Genomic DNA, 17,430 nt, shown 5'->3' on the forward strand with positions numbered 1-17,430 from the left:
CAGAGGAAGAGTATTCGAGGGGGTTGCCCAAATAGCGGCTAAATAAATAACGTTACTAGATTAAATGAAGCTATAAGTAGATTTAATATCAACTCAAATTAAAAGTAATATCCAAGAATAATATAAAAAGGCTAAGCCCCTTTATTAGTATTTTTAAAACTATTCATATGACGAATTATTAATATTGATGTGTAGCGCTTCAACAATAAATAGCTCAAAGCTGAATTTAACTATTACACTTCAACCAATACTAACCCCGACAATAGTCTGCTAATGCCAAACAATAATGACTCAATCGTAAAGCCTTAAGTGAATGAGAGAAGTTTAAGAATGGAAGCGAAAAGGATTAAAATGGCAAATGATCAGCTGATATTCCTCCATTAACAGCTAAGAATTAAGTTTTTCTCAGTAATTACCATTGCAGCATAGTTATGTCGCGATTTAGTTAAAGCGACAGCCAAATAACAAAAAAGGACTCATTAGAGTCCTTTCAACAATCTTGCTCAGCTACATTTAACCAAGGAAGTTTAACCAAGCTAGCTTAACAGCTAACTAAACCTAGCTACGTAGGCCGATGCCACGTGAAATAAGGTAGTATGCTACAAACCATAGCGAGGCACAAAAGCCTACCATAATGGCAATTGATAACGGCACACTGATATCAGCAAAGCCTAAAAAGCCGTAGCGGAACACGTTTATCATATATACCACAGGGTTTAGCGCTGACACGCCTTGCCAAAAATCAGGTAGTAATGACAGCGAGTAAAACACCCCACCAAGATAAGTCAGTGGCGTTAAAATGAAAGTGGGGATAATGCTAATGTCATCAAAGCTTTTGGCAAATACCGCGTTAATTAACCCGCCTAACGCAAATAACACCGAGGTTAAAAACACCGTCATAATCACTAAGCCAACATGATGCAGGCTTAAATCAACAAAGAACATTGCCACCAAGGTCACAATCAAGCCGACACTTAAGCCACGGGCGACGCCGCCGCCAACAAAACCGGCAATCATCACATAATGCGGCACAGGTGCCACCATTAACTCTTCAATACTGCCGTGCATTTTGGCACTAAAAAAGGACGAGGCCACATTAGAATAGGAGTTGGTGATAACCGACATCATGATTAAACCTGGTGCAATAAACTCCATGTACGATACGCCGCCCATTTCACCAATACGGTTGCCAATTAAGTTACCAAAAATCAAAAAGTACAAGGTCATGGTAATGGCTGGCGGCACTAAGGTTTGTACCCAAATACGGGTAAAACGATTGGTTTCTTTAATTAAAATACTTTTAAAGGCAATCCAATAAAGCTTGTTCATTATTTTGAGTCCTTAGTTTTTTTAACTAACTCGACAAATAGCTCTTCAAGGCGATTCGCCTTGTTACGCATTGATAGCACTTCAATATTTAACTGGCTTAATTGGCCGAACAAATCATTGAGATTGTTGGCTTTTGCCAAATCTACTTCCAGCGTATGACCATCGACCAAACGGCAACTCATATTATTTAGGCTTGGCGCAGCTTCAATATCGCGGCGTAAATCTAAAATGAAGGTTTCCACATCCAGCTTACTGAGTAGGCTTTTCATGCTAGTGCATTCAACCAATAAGCCTTTATCGATAATGCCGATATTGCGGCACAGCATTTCCGCTTCTTCAAGGTAATGGGTGGTGAGAATAATGGTCACGCCCTGACTATTAATTTGCTTTAAGAACGCCCACATCGAGCGGCGAAGCTCAATATCTACCCCTGCTGTTGGTTCATCAAGGATCAGCAGTTTCGGCTCATGCATTAACGCGCGAGCAATCATTAAACGGCGCTTCATACCGCCTGATAACGCTCGTGCTTGGCTGTCACGTTTTTCCCATAAATCCAACTGGCTTAAATACTTTTCAGCACGCTGTAATGCAACAGCGCGGGTCACGCCATAGTAACCGGCTTGGTTAACTACAATTTGCAGCACGGTTTCAAACTGATTGAAGTTAAATTCTTGCGGCACTAAACCAATGCACATTTTGGCGCGCTCTAAGTTGTTGTCGATATCATAATCGAACACTTTAACGCTGCCTGATGTCTTTTGCACTAATGAGCTAATCACGCCAATAGTCGTCGATTTACCCGCACCATTGGGGCCTAATAGCGCAAAAAAATCGCCCTGCTCTACGGTTAAGCTAAGGCCTTTAACCGCTTGAACACCGCTCTTATAGGTTTTTTGCAGGTTTTCGATCACCAACGCTTTGGTGGGGTTGCTCATTGTGATACCTCTGGTTCATGAATTGCGAATGACGTGCTGTTAATTACACTGTCTTAATTACATGATCTTAATGACCTAATGTAAATGATTAACACGCAAAATTTTCTGACGCCCAAAACAAAACTCCCGCCTATAGCGGGAGTTGGTCGACCACAGATTGGATTAATCTAATGGTACAACTTTAGCAATGTAAGGTAAGTTACGATATTGCTCTGCGTAGTCAATACCATAGCCGACGATGAACTCATCAGGAATGGTAAAACCAATAAAGTCGACTGGTACATTAACTTCACGACGCTCTGGCTTATCGAGTAATGTACATAATGCTAAGCTTTTAGGCTCACGCAGTAATAACATCTCACGTACTTTATTTAAGGTATTACCTGAATCAATTAAATCTTCAACAATCAATACGTCACGTCCGGCAATCTCAGATGATACATCTTTAAGGATCTTCACGTCACGTGTGCTTGTCATTGCATTGCCATAACTTGAAACTGACATGAAGTCGATTTCAACATGGCCTTTGATACGGCGACATAAGTCAGCCATAAAAACCACAGACCCTTTCAATAAGCCGACCATTAGCAAACGTTCGCTGTCTGCGTAATGGGTATTAATCCTTTCAGCTAATATATCCAGTTTTTCGCTGATTTCTTCTGCAGAAATCATCACTTCTGTTGTGTGTTTCATATTACTCTCAATTGTCGATTTTTTCGGACTTGTCGTTGGCATATCCCCAACGATTTATCAGCCCGTGCTCTATGCCCAAATGATCTAGAATTCGGGAAACCATGAAGTTTACCAGATCTTCTATCGATTTGGGATAATGATAAAAGCCTGGTGCCGCTGGCATGATGGTCGCGCCGTTGCGAGTCAGGCTTAACATATGCTCTAAGTGTATGGCACTAAAAGGAGTTTCCCGAGGAACAAGGATTAATTGACCGCGCTCTTTTATTACTACATCTGCCGCTCTTTCTAACAAATTATTACTCATTCCGGTGGCAATCGCCGCTAAAGTGCCTGTTGAGCAGGGGCAAACCACCATTTGCTTTGGCGCCGCACTGCCAGATGCCGGTGGCGAAAACCATTCATCTTTGCCCAAAACCACCAGCTCACCAGCAGCATTTTTATCCATCTTAAAATGGGCTAATAACTGCTGACAGGCTTTTTCTGAGTTTGCGCTCAGTTGCAAACCTTCTTCAGTGGCAAGCACCACTCTGGCAGCACTTGAGATCATCAAAAACACTTGGTAATCGGCGGTCAGTAAGCACTGCAGTAACTTTAAACCATAGGGCGCACCAGAAGCGCCAGTCCACGCGAGACTAATGGCCTTTTCTTTTTTTGCGTACGGGTGGTTCGAATTACTCATATGTTCTCTTTTAATCAAGCTTTACCGCTTATACGGCCAAAACCGACTTATTGATGACTATTAACCTAATCTAACCTTATCTAAAAGGTTATTTTAGGGCATTTATCAATTGTTGATGGATACCATGAAAGCCGCCATTACTCATAATCACTACGGTATCACCACTTTGTGCTTGAGCTTTAACTTGAGCAATAATGGCGTCGATATCCGTAAACACGGCAACAGGAATACTGGCGCTAGCCATATTGGCTTTTAAATCCCAGCCGACATTGTCCGCTTGATACAAAAAGGCGCAATCCGCTAAGGCCATAGATGCTGCTAAAGTGTCTTTATGTACGCCGCTTTTCATGGTGTTTGAGCGCGGCTCGAGCACCACGATTAATTTACCTGTAGCTAAATCGCCCTCGCCCACTTTGGCGCGCAGGCCTTGTAAAGTCGTTTCAATGGCCGTTGGATGATGCGCAAAGTCATCATAAACCGCAATGCCATTAACGGTATCTAATAGCTCTAAACGACGTTTTGGCGGCGCAAATTGGCTCAAGGCTTCAATAGCATGACTTGGCGCTACGCCAACATGCCTTGCTGCTGCGATGGCCATTATGGCATTTTCAATATTGTGCTGACCGATTAAGCCCCAGTTTAATATGCCTTGGGACTCGCCATTAAACTTCACTTCAAACTCATGACCGTCTGCAGCAATGGTTTTACCATACCAGCCTGTGGCGCTATGCTCAGTGGCATAAAAATGCTCTTGCTCGCTCCAACAACCTAATTCAATCACTTGTTTTACCGCCTCTACTTCAGCAGGCCAAATGACTTTACCTTCACTGGGAACCGTGCGGATAACATGATTAAATTGGCGCTGAATAGCAGCCAGATCGGCAAATATGTCGGCATGATCAAACTCAAGATTATTAACCACTAAAGTACGCGGGCGGTAATGCACAAACTTAGAGCGTTTATCGAAAAAGGCACTGTCATATTCATCGGCCTCAACCACAAAAAAAGGCGAGTTACCTAAACGGGCTGACACGCCAAAGTTTTGCGGTACGCCACCAATTAAAAAGCCCGGCTCATAGCCGCAATATTCTAATACCCACGCCAACATACTGGAGGTTGAGGTTTTACCATGGGTGCCTGATACCGCCAGTACCCAGCGTTCTGGCAAGATATATTCTGATAAAAACTGCGGCCCTGAGGTGTATTTAATGCCACGGTTTAATACTGCTTCAACACAAGGATTACCACGGCTCATAGCATTACCAATGACCACTAAATCTGGCTGATTTTCACCTTCTTTACCCAGCTGCACAGGGTCGAAGCCTTGAATAAGCTCAATACCTTGCTGTTCTAGCTGGGTGCTCATAGGTGGATACACATTGGCATCACTACCGGTGACTTTGTGTCCCATACCGCGGGCTAATAACGCTAAACCGCCCATAAAAGTGCCACAAATTCCAAGAATATGTACGTGCATGCCGTTGCTCTACTTAAAAAATAATCAGGGGGCTATTCTAATGCAAATAGGGGGTTAATGTCAGTTATCGCTGCTAACAAAACAGGCAAGCATAAATGCTTGCCTGTTTTAAGGGGCTATCCATAAGCTTGGCTTAGATTACTGCTTAAGCCTTGGTTGTAGTTTTAAGTATTCGTTTTAGCTTGCAGCAGCGCGGTTAACTTATCTATCTTATCGTGCAGCTGCTGAATATCTTCCGCGGTTGCCGCTGTTTTTGACTCAACGTTTTTATCATCGTTGGCTTCTTGCTCTTCACGCATTATTTTGGTTTCTTCGCCCATCACATCTAGCACTGCGCCCACCATCATGTTTAAAAACACAAAAGTCGTTAAGAAAATAAACGTCAAGTAATACAGCCAACTTAGTGGATACACTGCCATGGTTTCGTACATGATCGAGGTCCATGACTCGAACGTAGAAATACGGAACAATGTCAGCATCGCAATAGACACATCGCCCCATAAAAAGTCATTCACATGGGCAAAAAACATGCTACCAATCGCGCCATAAATATAGAAGATTACAAACATTAATAATGCAATATAACCCATGCGTGGAATGGCTTTAAGCAGCGCATTAATCAACATTCTCAGCTCTGGCACCATAGACACCAGTCGTAACACCCTGAAAATACGTAATAGTCGCGCCAGTAATATGGTGGAGCCACCCAATGGTACTAAACTGCCAATCACAATAATGGTGTCGAAGATATTCCAGCCCTTGGAGAAGAAGGACTTAATACCATCACTGGCCATGTAGCGAATAATGAGCTCAAACAAAAAGAACACTGTAATGGCAATATCCAACACATATAAGCTGTTTTCAAGCCAAGTAGGCAAATGATAGGTGTGAGCACCAATAGATAATGCCGACACAATAATCACAAAAATAACAAATCCCTGGAAGGTTTTGCTTTGGTCAATTTTTTTTAGTACTGAGAGCATACCTGTTGCTTGCATAATGAATGGTTTTCTCCAAATGAGGCGCACTTTTGAGGACAGCAGAGCCTACTGAACCATGCTTAAATTAGAATTAAAAGCTTCAGCTATCACTAATGTTACAGTTAATAAAATACTTAGGTTGGCAACTAGCCTTGATAAATCTCTAGCGGTAAATCATCAGGATCGCTAAAGAAAGTGAACTTCTTGCCAGTGTATTCATCGATTCGAATAGGCTCGACATCGACATTTTGTGAGGTTAAATGCGCCACGACCGCATCAATATCGGTGACCTTAAAGGCTAAATGACGCAGTCCTTGAGCCTCAGGATAACTGGGGCGTATAGGCGAGTTTGGAATAGAAAACAGCTCAATCTGACTGCCATCTGCCAGCTGTAAATCAAGCTTGTAAGATTGGCGATCTTCACGGTAGTTTTCTGCCAACACCTTAAAGCCTAAAACTTCAGTGTAGAAGTGTTTTGAGCGCGGATAATCTTCACAAATGATCGCCACATGATGAATACCTTTAAACATAGCCTTTCCTATTCAGTTAGTGATATTAGCAACTGCTGTAAGTCAGCTTAACGGCCTTTTTTAGACTGCGCTAAGGCTTTTTGGCGGGCTTGTTGCTTAAGGGATCCCTTTTTCGTTTTACGGGTCACGGGGGCAACTTGGGTTAAATCAGGCTCAAAACCCACCAGCCATTGCTGTGGTAAACGTCTATCTAAAAAGGCTTCCAGTTTTATTAATTGCGGCTCATCATCAACACTTAACAAAGTAATGGCTTGGCCTGCTTTGCCAGCGCGGCCTGTGCGACCAATGCGGTGAATGTAGTCTTCGTTTTGAAACGGCAGCTCAATGTTCACCACATAGTTTAGCTCATTAATATCTAGCCCTCTGGCAGCAACATCGGTGGCCACCAGCGCTTTAATGTCACCCGACTTAAATTGGGCTAACACACTTTCACGCACCGCCTGTGACAGGTCGGCATGAAACGCCGCGGCATTGACCCCAGCTTGTTTCATCTGCGCCGCCACTTTATCCGCCCCTTGCTTGGTGCGGCTAAAGATTAACGCTTGTTGCCAACTTTCTTTGTTAATCAAGTGACACAATGCGGGCATTTTTTTATTGGCATCAAGGTTATACACCCGCTCAACAATTTTGGCTGCTGTCGTATTGCGCTCGCTGGTTTCAATCACTTGAGGCGATTGCAGCAGTCGCTTACTGAACTTAAAAATACGCTCATCTAACGTTGCTGAAAACAATAAGGTTTGCCGCTCTTTTGGCAGGCGCTTTAATACCTCGATAATTTCATCTCTAAAGCCCATGTCTAACATGCGGTCGGCTTCATCAAATACCAACTGGCTGACGTTTGATAATGTCATCACTCGATTACGTAAGTGATCTAATAACCTGCCCGGCGTAGCAACAATAATATCTGCCCCCGCTTTAATGGCATCAGCCTGCGCTTTAATACTCACGCCGCCATACACCATTAGCGAGCTAATTTGAGTGTGCTCGGCATAGGTTTGAATGCTTTGGTTTACTTGTTGGGCCAACTCACGTGTTGGCACCAATATTAACGCGCGAGTGCGTTCTTGATGCTCACAAGGCGATGTATTAACGAGTTTTTGTATTATCGGCAATGCAAAGGCTGCGGTTTTACCCGTACCCGTTTGCGCCCCAGCTAATACGTCTTTTCCGGCAAGCACCACTGGAATTGCTTGTTGCTGGATCGGTGTAGGTTGCTCGTAACCTAAACGGGCTAAATGCTCAACTAACTCAGCTTGCAGCGATAACGAAGAAAAAGACATAAACACTCCTAAAAACAGATACCCCAAAGTTTACCATGCTGGTTATTTTCTCAATAGGAAGAGTTTTGTCATTACCATCAGCTTGATGATGTCATTTGTAGGCTATTAATTAGTGCATACAACTGCCAAGACACAAAAGCGAAACATTTCGATCACAAAAGCATCAACTTTGCGTAAGACCTTGTTCATATAACCGCTCTATGCTTTTCAAGTTTCCAAGGGTTGAGCCACGAATTGCAGCCTACCCCACCCAACTCGTCAATAGGATAGACAACATAATGAATAAGACCTGGAAAGCATCATATGGTGTGCTTGCTTTAGTCATTTCAAGTGCCCTAAATGCTGAAGTGCTACCGACATACCAAACTGAAAATGCTTGGTTTACTGATGCACAAAGCGCAATCGATGCAAAACTGAATACCAATAATCAATTCAAAGCTAAAAACGTGATCATTTTTGTCGGTGATGGCATGGGCGTTTCTACCCTAACGGCATCACGCATTCTTCAAGGGCAATTGGCAGGAAACCCTGGTGAAGAAGGCTACTTAAGCTTTGAAACATTCCCCCACACTGCTTTAGTCAAAACCTACAACGTTGATGCGCAAACCCCAGATTCTGCAGGCACCATGACAGCAATGATGTCGGGTCTTAAAAGTGATGCTGGTGTATTAGGTGTTGATGAAGACATCGTGCGCGGCGACTGCTCAACCGTTGCTGGTAACGAAGTAGTCACAGCGCTTGAGCTTGCTGAAATTAAAGGTTTAGCAACGGGTATTGTCTCAACTGCGCGCATTACCCACGCTACACCCGCTGCAACTTATGCAAAATCTGCCGACCGCAACTGGGAAGATATCTCTGACATGCCAGAAGATGCGGTAACTGGCGGCTGTAAAGATATTGCCGATCAACTAGTGAATTTTGAAGCCAATGTCGAAGCCCGTTTTAAAGGTGTTGATATTGATGGTATCGACGTGGTTATGGGCGGCGGTCGTCGTCACTTTTTACCAAAGGATGCTAGCTTTAACAGCGCAGATGCCGTGAGTGAGATTGAAGGCGATCGCACAGATTCACGAGATTTAACCGCTGAGTGGCAAGCAAAATACAGCGAAGGTGTTTATGTAATGGATCAAGCAGGATTTGATGCCATTGATACCGAAAACACCAAGCAGCTGATGGGGTTATTTAACGAATCTCATATGCAGTATGAAGCTGACCGTGACAATGATGTAGCAGGTGAGCCATCAATTGCACAAATGACCAGCAAAGCTATCGATATTCTAGATAATAACGATAACGGTTTCTTCTTAATGGTTGAATCAGGCCGTATTGACCACGGTCATCACGCAGGTAGCGCTTATAACGCGTTAACCGATGCCATTGCATTGTCTGATGCCGTTAAAGAAGCGGTCGCAAAAACTGACCCAAGCGAAACACTGATTCTGGTTACCGCTGACCACGGTCACGTGTTCACCATTGCCGGTTACCCAAAACGCGGCAACCCTATCTTAGGTAAAGTTGTTGGTATCGGTAGCACTGAACCTTCAACAGCATCTGATGGCCTACCTTACACCACTTTAGGTTACACCAACGGTAATGGCTTCCACGATTTAGGTGATGAAACCGATGCTGACGCAGGTTACGGCGAAGACGTTAACGCGGGTCGTCAAGACCTAACCAATATTGATACAACGACTTCTGGTTTCCACCAGGAAGCCTTAATTCCAATGAGCTCAGAAACCCACTCAGGTGAAGACATCACTTTGCATGCACAAGGTCCAGGCGCACAACTGGTACAAGGCGTTGTTGAGCAAAGCGTGGTATTTCACCTTATTGAGCAATCTCTCGACTTAATTCAGCAATAAGCAGGAATGAACATGAAAAACTTAAATCTATCCCTAGTCGCCCTTGCTGTAATGGGTCTATCTGCTTGTTCAGACGGTGATGATGGTTCAAACGGTGCCGATGGTTCGAACGGTTCAAATGGTTCAAATGGTTCAACGAGCCTTATCGTGCAAACAGCTTTAGCCATTGGCGATGCAAACTGTCCTAACAGCGGCGTGCAAATTGACTCAGGTATTGATACCGACAGCGATGGTGAATTGCAAAGCACTGAAGTCACAGCCACTGAATACATCTGTGCTCCTGGTAATTCAACCGTTAGCACCAGCGACATATTAACCAGCGTTAACAACGATTGGTTTGTAGCAGGTCAGCAAGAAATCACCGCAGCACGCCAAAATTGGCTTGCTGCCACAACGCCAAGTATGGCTACAACGAGCAGCGCTAAAACATCAGTACCATCTGTTGCGGCAACTAATGCTAGCGCCTTAAACGAATTACGTGGCAGTGCTAAAAACGTGATTTTATTTGTCGGTGACGGCATGGGCATTTCAACGGTGACAGCAGCGCGTATTTTAGAAGGCCAAATGCAAGGTAAAAACGGTGAAGAGCATAACCTTTCATTCGATACCTTCCCATTTGCAGGCTTAGCTAAAACCTACAACGTTGATGCACAAACCCCTGACTCAGCAGGCACTATGACTGCAATGATGAGCGGCGTTAAATCTGACGCTGGTGTCTTAGGTGTTGATGAACATGTTGAGCGCGGCGACTGTAGCACTGTTGCGGGCACAGAGTTAATTACCGCATTAGAACTGGCTGAAATCGCGGGTAAATCTACAGGGGTTATCTCAACGGCGCGTATTACTCATGCAACGCCAGCGGCGACCTACGCAAAGTCAGCTGATCGCAACTGGGAAGATATTTCCGACATGCCAGAAGATGCGGTATCCGGTGGTTGTAAAGATATTGCTGACCAATTAGTCAACTTCGAAGCCAACCTAGAAGCGCGTATTAGCGGTATTGATGTTGATGGTATCGACGTGGTAATGGGCGGCGGTCGTCGTCACTTTTTACCTAAAGATGCTGCTTATAACTCAGCAGATGCCGTCAGTTCAATTGAAGGTGACCGCACCGATGGTCGTGACTTAACTGCAGAATGGCAAGCCACTTATGCAGACGGTGTTTATGTGATGGATCAAGCAGGTTTTGATGCCATTGATGCAGCTAGCACGACTCGCGTAATGGGCTTATTTAACGAGTCTCATATGCAGTATGAAGCTGACCGCACTAATGATGTTGCGGGCGAGCCATCGGTTGCAGAAATGACCGCTAAAGCCATTGATATCCTTGATAACAATGATGAAGGTTTCTTCTTAACCGTTGAGTCTGGTCGTATCGACCACGGCCATCACGCAGGCAGTGCATACAACGCCCTAACGGACACAATTGCATTTTCTGATGCGATTGCCAAAGCCGTTGAAATGACCGATATGTCAGATACGTTAATCATTGTCACCGCCGATCATGGCCACGTATTTACCATTGCTGGTTACCCTAAACGCGGTAATCCAATCTTAGGTAAAGTGGTTGGCATTGGTAGCGAAGAACCATCAACTGCGGCAGATGGCATGCCATACACCACACTGGGTTACACCAATGGTCGCGGCTATAAAAACCTCGGCACTGAAACCGATGCCGATGCTGGATACGGTGAAGATATTACTGCAGGTCGTTTTGACCTAACCGATATCGACACTGCTTCAACAGGTTTTCACCAGGAGTCTTTAGTGCCGACTAGCTCTGAAACCCATGCGGGTGAAGATGTCGGTATTTATGCTTACGGCCCAGGGGCAATGTTAGTTAACGGCACCAATGAACAGAGTGTGATTTATCACATCATGGACTTTGCCGCCGACTTAACCAACAAAGCGAACGCAGCAATAGCGAACTAAACCGTTCGCTTGTAAGCGAACGAGTCTAAAAGCCAAGGCTGCAACCTAATTGCAGCCTTGGTTTAATTGATTATTTTAGCCTTAACCTTTTTATATCGACATGCATCACTATCAGCAATGTCATAGGAGTTCCCGTGAAGTTACCTCTGCCTTTATCAATCATGTTTTCAAGTCTGCTTATCACTTTATCCGCTGCAAGTTACGCCCAATGCGACTTATCCTCGTCAAGCTTACAGGCAAGTTATCAACTCACCTCCACTGATAGTCCAGTCAGCCAACACCAGAATAAAAGCAGCCTTAATTTATGGCGCCAAGGCAATACCGTGGCGCATCAATACCCGCAAACTGATATCACTGAATCATGGTTTTTGCTCAATAATAAGCAAATCAAACCCACCCGTTTTTTTGATGGCTATCAACGCGGTATTGAATACCAACCAGGCGAAATGGTTCACGGCAAGTCTGAACACGACTGGTCATATCGTTATCAATTTATCTCTGACAAGCTTATTTCACAGTTAACACTTAGCACCGAAACAGGCAAAGGCTGTGAGCGTCAGCAAGTGCTCACTCAAACCTCTGCAAACAGTAAAATTGAGCTAGTTTGGTTACCTGAACTACAACTTATCAGCCGCTTTAGTTGGACAAAAGGCCAAGGACAACATCAAACACATGAGCAATGGCAACTCACTGAACTCAGCCATGATGCAGATAAAGTCGCTGCTTTTTTCAAACAGCTTAATCATTACAAAATGACCGATTACGCCGATATTGGCGACGATCATAGCGATGAGTTTTTAACGAACATGGTAACTTTGGGGTTTGTTGAGCACGGCGCATCTGGGTTTTATGACACCGAAGGCAAAGCGCTTGCAGGTAATGGGCATGCTCATTAAGCATTGAGCATTGAGGGCAGTAGAAGTAATCCAATAAAAATGCCGACTTTCTGATTAAGCTACACAGTATTGGTTACTGTGTGCCTAGGGTCTGTTGATCTTTCACGGTTGTTTTTGCAGCGAATTGTTGGCCATTTATACAAGGCAGAGGCTTTGCAGTGTAGTTATTCTACATAATAAGCCGATAACGAAGTAAAAATGGCCAACAAACGCTGTCCGAAGGATTCGGCTAAAAACGAATTACGCTTTGTTGAGTGAATTTTTTGCAAACAAAGAGCGCTTAGATTGCTAGGCTGCACTCCACTCGCCGCGCTTAATTCGTTTTTATCTCGAACAAAATGCCACCAGCAAAGATCAACAGACCCTAGAGAATACTCGGCAACTTTCAGTTTATTCGCATTTGAACGAATTAATAACTTAACGTTAGCTGTTAAAATAGCTGTTAAAAATAGCCGTTAAAATTAAAAGCTACGCTCTGTGGTTTCACCATTAATCACAATAACCTCTTGCTCATCGGCATGGAGGAAAAAAGCCGGATCATCTTCTGGGGTATTTGGCAATTCAGGGTCATCATTTTGCGCAACGCAGGTATAACCTAAGCTGTAGTTATTGGCGACCACAAAACCAAACTCGTAGTCATAACTTACAACATCATCGTTTGCATCCAAAACAGGATTAACTCTGGCTGCTGCAATAGGCGCCACCATGATGAACTGACTTTCGCTATCACGAAAATCATCCATATTTTCAAGGGCTGTGGCTTCAGGGTATAAATACACTGCCGAGCTAAACTCTGAGCCCCCAGCTGCCATTTCACATTGCTCAATCACCTCAGTAGAGACACTACCATTAATGGCGCCAACTTCTGCACTATTTACCAATTGCACTGATGTTGGCTTTAAGGTCCAGTAGTCTTTATTACCTTTTGGCCCTTGTAAGCCTTTTTGTAAATTAAACTCAGCCACAAAACTATTGTTACCCGCTGCTATGGTGAATGCTTTATTAAAGAACAAGCGACCAGTATTGTCATCTTCAGCGCCAACCCCGCCACAACTGCCATTGCTGTTAGTGGTTAACCCTGCAATGGTTTCGTCCATCGTTTGTACATAGGAGCTTTCTTCATTGGCCACTTCACTGTTTTCCATGTAAATACACATTTGGTATTCACCAACAACCACATCTTGGCCGCTCACTAAGGTTTCAACCTCTGAGCCTTGAAATTCTAATAAATCGACTTGCTTTAATTCGCCGTCTTCTGACACGTCAAATGAGATACTGCCAGCATCATTTTTTAACACCACTTGCTTAAACGCTATGGTGACTTTTTTTGCATCAGCAGGGTTATCTGATACCCCTAAATTAAAGGTGCCAGTTTCAATGACAGGAGTAGAGTCATCATTATCGCTTCCGCCACAGGCCGTTAATAATCCAGCCGTTGCGATAAGAAATGCTATTTTTGAAAGTTTCATTGGTTATCGACCTTTATCATTACAACCTAAGGTTGAAGTGTAGCATAGCAAGTCACAGCACAGCTCGACGAAAGCACAGTCGTATCAATACCTACGCCCAAATAACACTTAGGTCATGACAATGTTAATGTCCTGCCGTGCTTGGTCCATAACCACCAAACTTGGTAGCAAAATAGCCAATAATCCAACCCGCGATTAATCCATCGGCAACAAACCAAAATGGCGATTGCAATGCACCGCCCAGACCGAATATGGCGAAGTGGTTCATAGTAAATCCGCAAGCAAGAGTGATATCGACTTCAGTTTATTCCTTACAAGCTCATCTGGCATGATGATAATGTGTCTAACCGCCTAACTTTATTTTAAACCGTGGATATTACCTAAATATTCATTTTCAATATTTGTAGATAACTCCCATACACTTGCTTATGAAGATTGAAATAAAACCAGTGCATTATTGGTTTCAAATGACTACCTTTAATAAGTACAAACATAAACGATGTTTGCCATCGATTGGAGACCGAAATGGATAAAGCACTGCAAACCATGATTGCTAATATGCCAGAAAAAACAGGCAAGTCATTACCAGAGTGGCTCGATATACTTGCAAAGCAGAACATTGAAAAGCATGGAATGGCAGTAAAATATTTGAAAGCTGAACATGATGTTAGCCATGGGTTTGCCAATACCATCGTCACCTTATCAAAACAAAAAGACGAATCAGCTGATGAGTTAGTCACTCAACAATATCAAGGCAAAGAAGCCCTGACGCCAATCTATGATGTGCTTATTGCTATTGTGAGCGGCTTTGGCCAAGACGTAGTGATAACCCCTAAAAAAGCGACAGTGAGTATCATTAGGAAAAAACAATTTGCCCTGATTAAACCTGCGACCAAAACCCGTATCGACCTAGGGTTAAAAATCAAAGACACACAACCTCAAGGTTGCCTTGAAGATTCTGGGCCTTTTGGTGCAATGTGTAGCCATCGCATACAATTAAAAGATATTGCGGATGTGAATGATGAAGTAAAGCAATGGTTGCTTTTAGCATACGATCAATCTGTTTAATAGCAGTGATACAGGTTAGCTGCTTAAACTGAATTCATGAGTTAAGAATTTCAGTTAGGCAGCCAAACCAACCCATTAAGCTCGATAAAAGCCTTTCATTACCTTCCCGCCGTACTTGGACCATAACCACCAAACTTGGTAGCAAAATAGCCAATAATCCAACCCGCGATTAATCCATCAGCAACAAACCAAAACGGTGATTGTAATGCACCGCCAAGACCAAATATAGCCACCATTAAGGCTTGAATTTGATCATAGGCCACAAAGGTAAACACCAGATTCATCCAGCCGCCCATTATGGTTGCGGTTAGCCACCAAGGCATGGCTATTTTTAACACCGGATGATAATCAAATACCCCAGCAAGCCCAATAATGGCGCCAAAAGTGATATACCACAGCAGTAATCCCCACAAAAACAATAAACGGGTTTCTGGGGCAAGCCATGGCACTATCCAAAAGCACAATACCCCAAAGGCTAAACCGATAAGCTTGCCAACGGCGGTGCGGGTGACTAAAGAAGGGTTAGAAATCATAATGACCTCCATACTATTTGAATGAGTCAGGTAAATCACCTGACTGATTTAGCCACGGCGATTAAGGACTGCTATTAGCGGATCACAACAGCGTTTATTCACCGCCAAGGTTGTTGTAAATACCTCCATATTAGCCCTATCTGTTAACCCTCAATGTGATCTTGGATAATCAATGCTTGGATTAATACTTAATTATTAGCCAAGGCGAAACAGCAATAAGGCTCGCTCATTGTCAGTGCTTTTATTAGTTTGACCATCATCAAGCTGAGCATCATGAATAAAGCCATTGCTGATAAGCACTTTAATAGAACCCAAATTATCTTGGGTCACTTCGGCAATAATAGGTCTTTGAGTTTGTTCAGATAAAAATATTCTCAACGCATTAGAGGCAATGCCTTTTCCCCAATATTCGCGACCAAGCCAATATCCCAATAGCCATTGCTGCTCGCTTTGCCACAACACTATGCTGCCGACAATGTCGTTATCAAGCATAATCGCTTTCGCCACGATATCAGCATTACTCAAAATATTGCTCTGCCAATGTTCAAAAAAGGCATTACGGTCTCTCGCCGGAAAATCGGCCATCTCATTAGCCTGTGGATCGGCTTGAAACTGATATAAATGTTCTAAATCGGTGGCTAATACATTCCTAAGCTGTAAGTGCATGCTTCCCTCTCATCTTTCATTCCATTAATTGCATTTCGACGCGCTCTTTTATCAGTAAGCTTATGCAAAATTGCCAAAAATTGATAAACTGTCTGGCTTAAACCTAACCTTTCTTCAGATTAATATCTACTCACAGGAAAACCATAGTGACCGATTCATCAATGCGCCTTAATAAATACATCAGTGAAAGTGGCATATGTTCAAGACGTGATGCCGACCGTTTTATTGAGCAAGGCAACGTGTTTATTAACGGTAAGCGTGCACAGGTCGGCGACCAAGTTAGCTTTGGTGATAAAGTAAAAGTAAACGGTCAAGATATTGAGCCAAGAGATGCTGAAGATTTAGTCTTTATCGCCCTTAATAAACCCGTGGGCATTGTCAGTACCACCGAAGGCACCGAACGCGATAACATCGTCGATTTCGTCAATCACTCAACCCGCATATTCCCTATTGGTCGTTTAGATAAAGACTCCCAAGGTTTAATCTTTTTAACCAATAATGGTGACTTAGTTAATAAAATCCTCCGCGCGGGTAATAACCACGATAAAGAATACGTGGTCACGGTGAATAAACCCATTACCGATAGCTTTATCAAAGGCATGGGCGCTGGGGTACCGATATTAGGGGTAGTCACGAAAAAGTGTAAGGTTGAACAAGTATCACCGTACGCTTTTAAAATCGTATTAGTTCAAGGTCTTAATCGCCAAATTCGTAGAATGTGTGAACATTTTGGCTTTGAAGTCACCAAGCTTGAACGCCAACAAATCATGAACGTCAGCCTCAAAGGTCTGCCAATCGGTGAATGGCGTGATTTAGATAAGCAAGAGCTAGATGTATTGTTTGAGATGATTAAAGACTCATCATCAGAAGACAAAAAAGCCCCAAAGAAAAAGTCTCAGCCTAAAGTTAAAACCGTAGCCCGTGAAAAAATTGAAGGCCCAGAGCACTTTATGCAGCACAACCGCAGCACCAAGCATAAAGGCCAAGCAAAAGGTGGCGGTAAAGGCCAAACTAAAGGTCAAGCTAAGGGAGCAGGTAAAGGCGGCAAAGGTAAGCCAAGTGGTGGCCGCAAGCCAAAGCGCTAACAGCTAGACAAACAAT

The 17,430-nt window shown here is 43.5% G+C and carries 17 protein-coding genes; 5 read left to right on the forward strand and 12 right to left on the reverse strand.

Annotated features, from left to right (window positions below; all coding sequences use genetic code 11):
* Positions 1-558 precede the first annotated feature (558 nt).
* The 8 genes from BCU57_RS15615 to BCU57_RS15650 form a co-directional block, all read right to left on the reverse strand.
* Complete coding sequence (locus BCU57_RS15615; RefSeq protein ID WP_102440268.1) at positions 559-1,329, reverse strand: ABC transporter permease; 771 nt, start codon at positions 1,327-1,329, stop codon at positions 559-561.
* Positions 1,329-2,264, reverse strand: coding sequence for an ABC transporter ATP-binding protein (locus BCU57_RS15620; protein WP_102440267.1), 936 nt, complete (start codon positions 2,262-2,264; stop codon positions 1,329-1,331). The genes BCU57_RS15615 and BCU57_RS15620 overlap by 1 nt, the downstream gene beginning before the upstream one ends.
* Before the next feature lie 162 nt (positions 2,265-2,426).
* Complete coding sequence (gene hpt, locus BCU57_RS15625; RefSeq protein ID WP_102440266.1) at positions 2,427-2,957, reverse strand: hypoxanthine phosphoribosyltransferase; 531 nt, start codon at positions 2,955-2,957, stop codon at positions 2,427-2,429.
* Positions 2,958-2,964: 7 nt separating this feature from the next.
* A complete protein-coding gene (locus BCU57_RS15630; protein ID WP_102440265.1) occupies positions 2,965-3,636 on the reverse strand; it encodes a flavin prenyltransferase UbiX in 672 nt (223 codons plus the stop codon).
* 88 nt (positions 3,637-3,724) lie between these two features.
* Positions 3,725-5,113 carry a UDP-N-acetylmuramate:L-alanyl-gamma-D-glutamyl-meso-diaminopimelate ligase gene (gene mpl, locus BCU57_RS15635; RefSeq protein WP_102440264.1) on the reverse strand — a complete coding sequence of 463 codons (1,389 nt, stop codon included), beginning with the start codon at positions 5,111-5,113 and terminating at the stop codon, positions 3,725-3,727.
* A gap of 164 nt (positions 5,114-5,277) precedes the next feature.
* Positions 5,278-6,096, reverse strand: coding sequence for an ion transporter (locus tag BCU57_RS15640; protein WP_198589978.1), 819 nt, complete (start codon positions 6,094-6,096; stop codon positions 5,278-5,280).
* A gap of 143 nt (positions 6,097-6,239) precedes the next feature.
* Positions 6,240-6,623 carry a VOC family protein gene (locus tag BCU57_RS15645; protein ID WP_102440262.1) on the reverse strand — a complete coding sequence of 128 codons (384 nt, stop codon included), beginning with the start codon at positions 6,621-6,623 and terminating at the stop codon, positions 6,240-6,242.
* A gap of 47 nt (positions 6,624-6,670) precedes the next feature.
* Positions 6,671-7,903 (reverse strand): DEAD/DEAH box helicase, encoded by a 1,233-nt coding sequence (locus BCU57_RS15650; protein WP_102440261.1) that lies wholly within the window; start codon positions 7,901-7,903, stop codon positions 6,671-6,673.
* Between the two features lie 278 nt (positions 7,904-8,181).
* Here BCU57_RS15650 and BCU57_RS15655 point away from each other — a divergent pair, with 278 nt between their 5' ends.
* The 3 genes from BCU57_RS15655 to BCU57_RS15665 all read left to right on the forward strand — a co-directional run bounded on the left by BCU57_RS15655 (position 8,182) and on the right by BCU57_RS15665 (position 12,593).
* The gene (locus tag BCU57_RS15655; protein WP_102440260.1) at positions 8,182-9,765 is read left to right on the forward strand and encodes an alkaline phosphatase; all 1,584 of its coding nucleotides are present in this window, start codon (positions 8,182-8,184) and stop codon (positions 9,763-9,765) included.
* A gap of 12 nt (positions 9,766-9,777) precedes the next feature.
* Positions 9,778-11,697: an alkaline phosphatase gene (locus tag BCU57_RS15660; RefSeq protein WP_102440259.1), complete on the forward strand. Its 1,920-nt coding sequence runs from the start codon at positions 9,778-9,780 to the stop codon at positions 11,695-11,697.
* A gap of 134 nt (positions 11,698-11,831) precedes the next feature.
* Positions 11,832-12,593, forward strand: coding sequence for a hypothetical protein (locus tag BCU57_RS15665; RefSeq protein WP_241903586.1), 762 nt, complete (start codon positions 11,832-11,834; stop codon positions 12,591-12,593).
* A 461-nt stretch (positions 12,594-13,054) separates the two neighbouring features.
* Here BCU57_RS15665 and BCU57_RS15670 read toward each other — a convergent pair whose 3' ends face one another.
* Both BCU57_RS15670 and BCU57_RS15675 read right to left on the reverse strand, forming a co-directional pair.
* A complete protein-coding gene (locus tag BCU57_RS15670; protein ID WP_102440258.1) occupies positions 13,055-14,062 on the reverse strand; it encodes a DUF4382 domain-containing protein in 1,008 nt (335 codons plus the stop codon).
* A gap of 124 nt (positions 14,063-14,186) precedes the next feature.
* Positions 14,187-14,330 carry a hypothetical protein gene (locus BCU57_RS15675; protein ID WP_157936457.1) on the reverse strand — a complete coding sequence of 48 codons (144 nt, stop codon included), beginning with the start codon at positions 14,328-14,330 and terminating at the stop codon, positions 14,187-14,189.
* Positions 14,331-14,587: 257 nt separating this feature from the next.
* Here BCU57_RS15675 and BCU57_RS15680 point away from each other — a divergent pair, with 257 nt between their 5' ends.
* Positions 14,588-15,130: a DUF4287 domain-containing protein gene (locus BCU57_RS15680; protein ID WP_102440257.1), complete on the forward strand. Its 543-nt coding sequence runs from the start codon at positions 14,588-14,590 to the stop codon at positions 15,128-15,130.
* A 98-nt stretch (positions 15,131-15,228) separates the two neighbouring features.
* Here BCU57_RS15680 and BCU57_RS15685 read toward each other — a convergent pair whose 3' ends face one another.
* On the reverse strand, positions 15,229-15,663 hold the full coding sequence (locus BCU57_RS15685; protein WP_241903585.1) for a hypothetical protein: 435 nt from the start codon (positions 15,661-15,663) through the stop codon (positions 15,229-15,231).
* A gap of 195 nt (positions 15,664-15,858) precedes the next feature.
* The gene (locus BCU57_RS15690) at positions 15,859-16,329 is read right to left on the reverse strand and encodes a GNAT family N-acetyltransferase (protein WP_102440255.1); all 471 of its coding nucleotides are present in this window, start codon (positions 16,327-16,329) and stop codon (positions 15,859-15,861) included.
* A 146-nt stretch (positions 16,330-16,475) separates the two neighbouring features.
* On the opposite strand from BCU57_RS15690, the gene rluF reads away from it, so the two are divergent.
* Positions 16,476-17,414 (forward strand): 23S rRNA pseudouridine(2604) synthase RluF, encoded by a 939-nt coding sequence (gene rluF, locus BCU57_RS15695; RefSeq protein WP_241903584.1) that lies wholly within the window; start codon positions 16,476-16,478, stop codon positions 17,412-17,414.
* Positions 17,415-17,430 lie beyond the last annotated feature (16 nt).

It is taken from the genome of Shewanella sp. 10N.286.48.B5 (assembly GCF_002874355.2).
Taxonomy (GTDB): domain Bacteria; phylum Pseudomonadota; class Gammaproteobacteria; order Enterobacterales; family Shewanellaceae; genus Shewanella.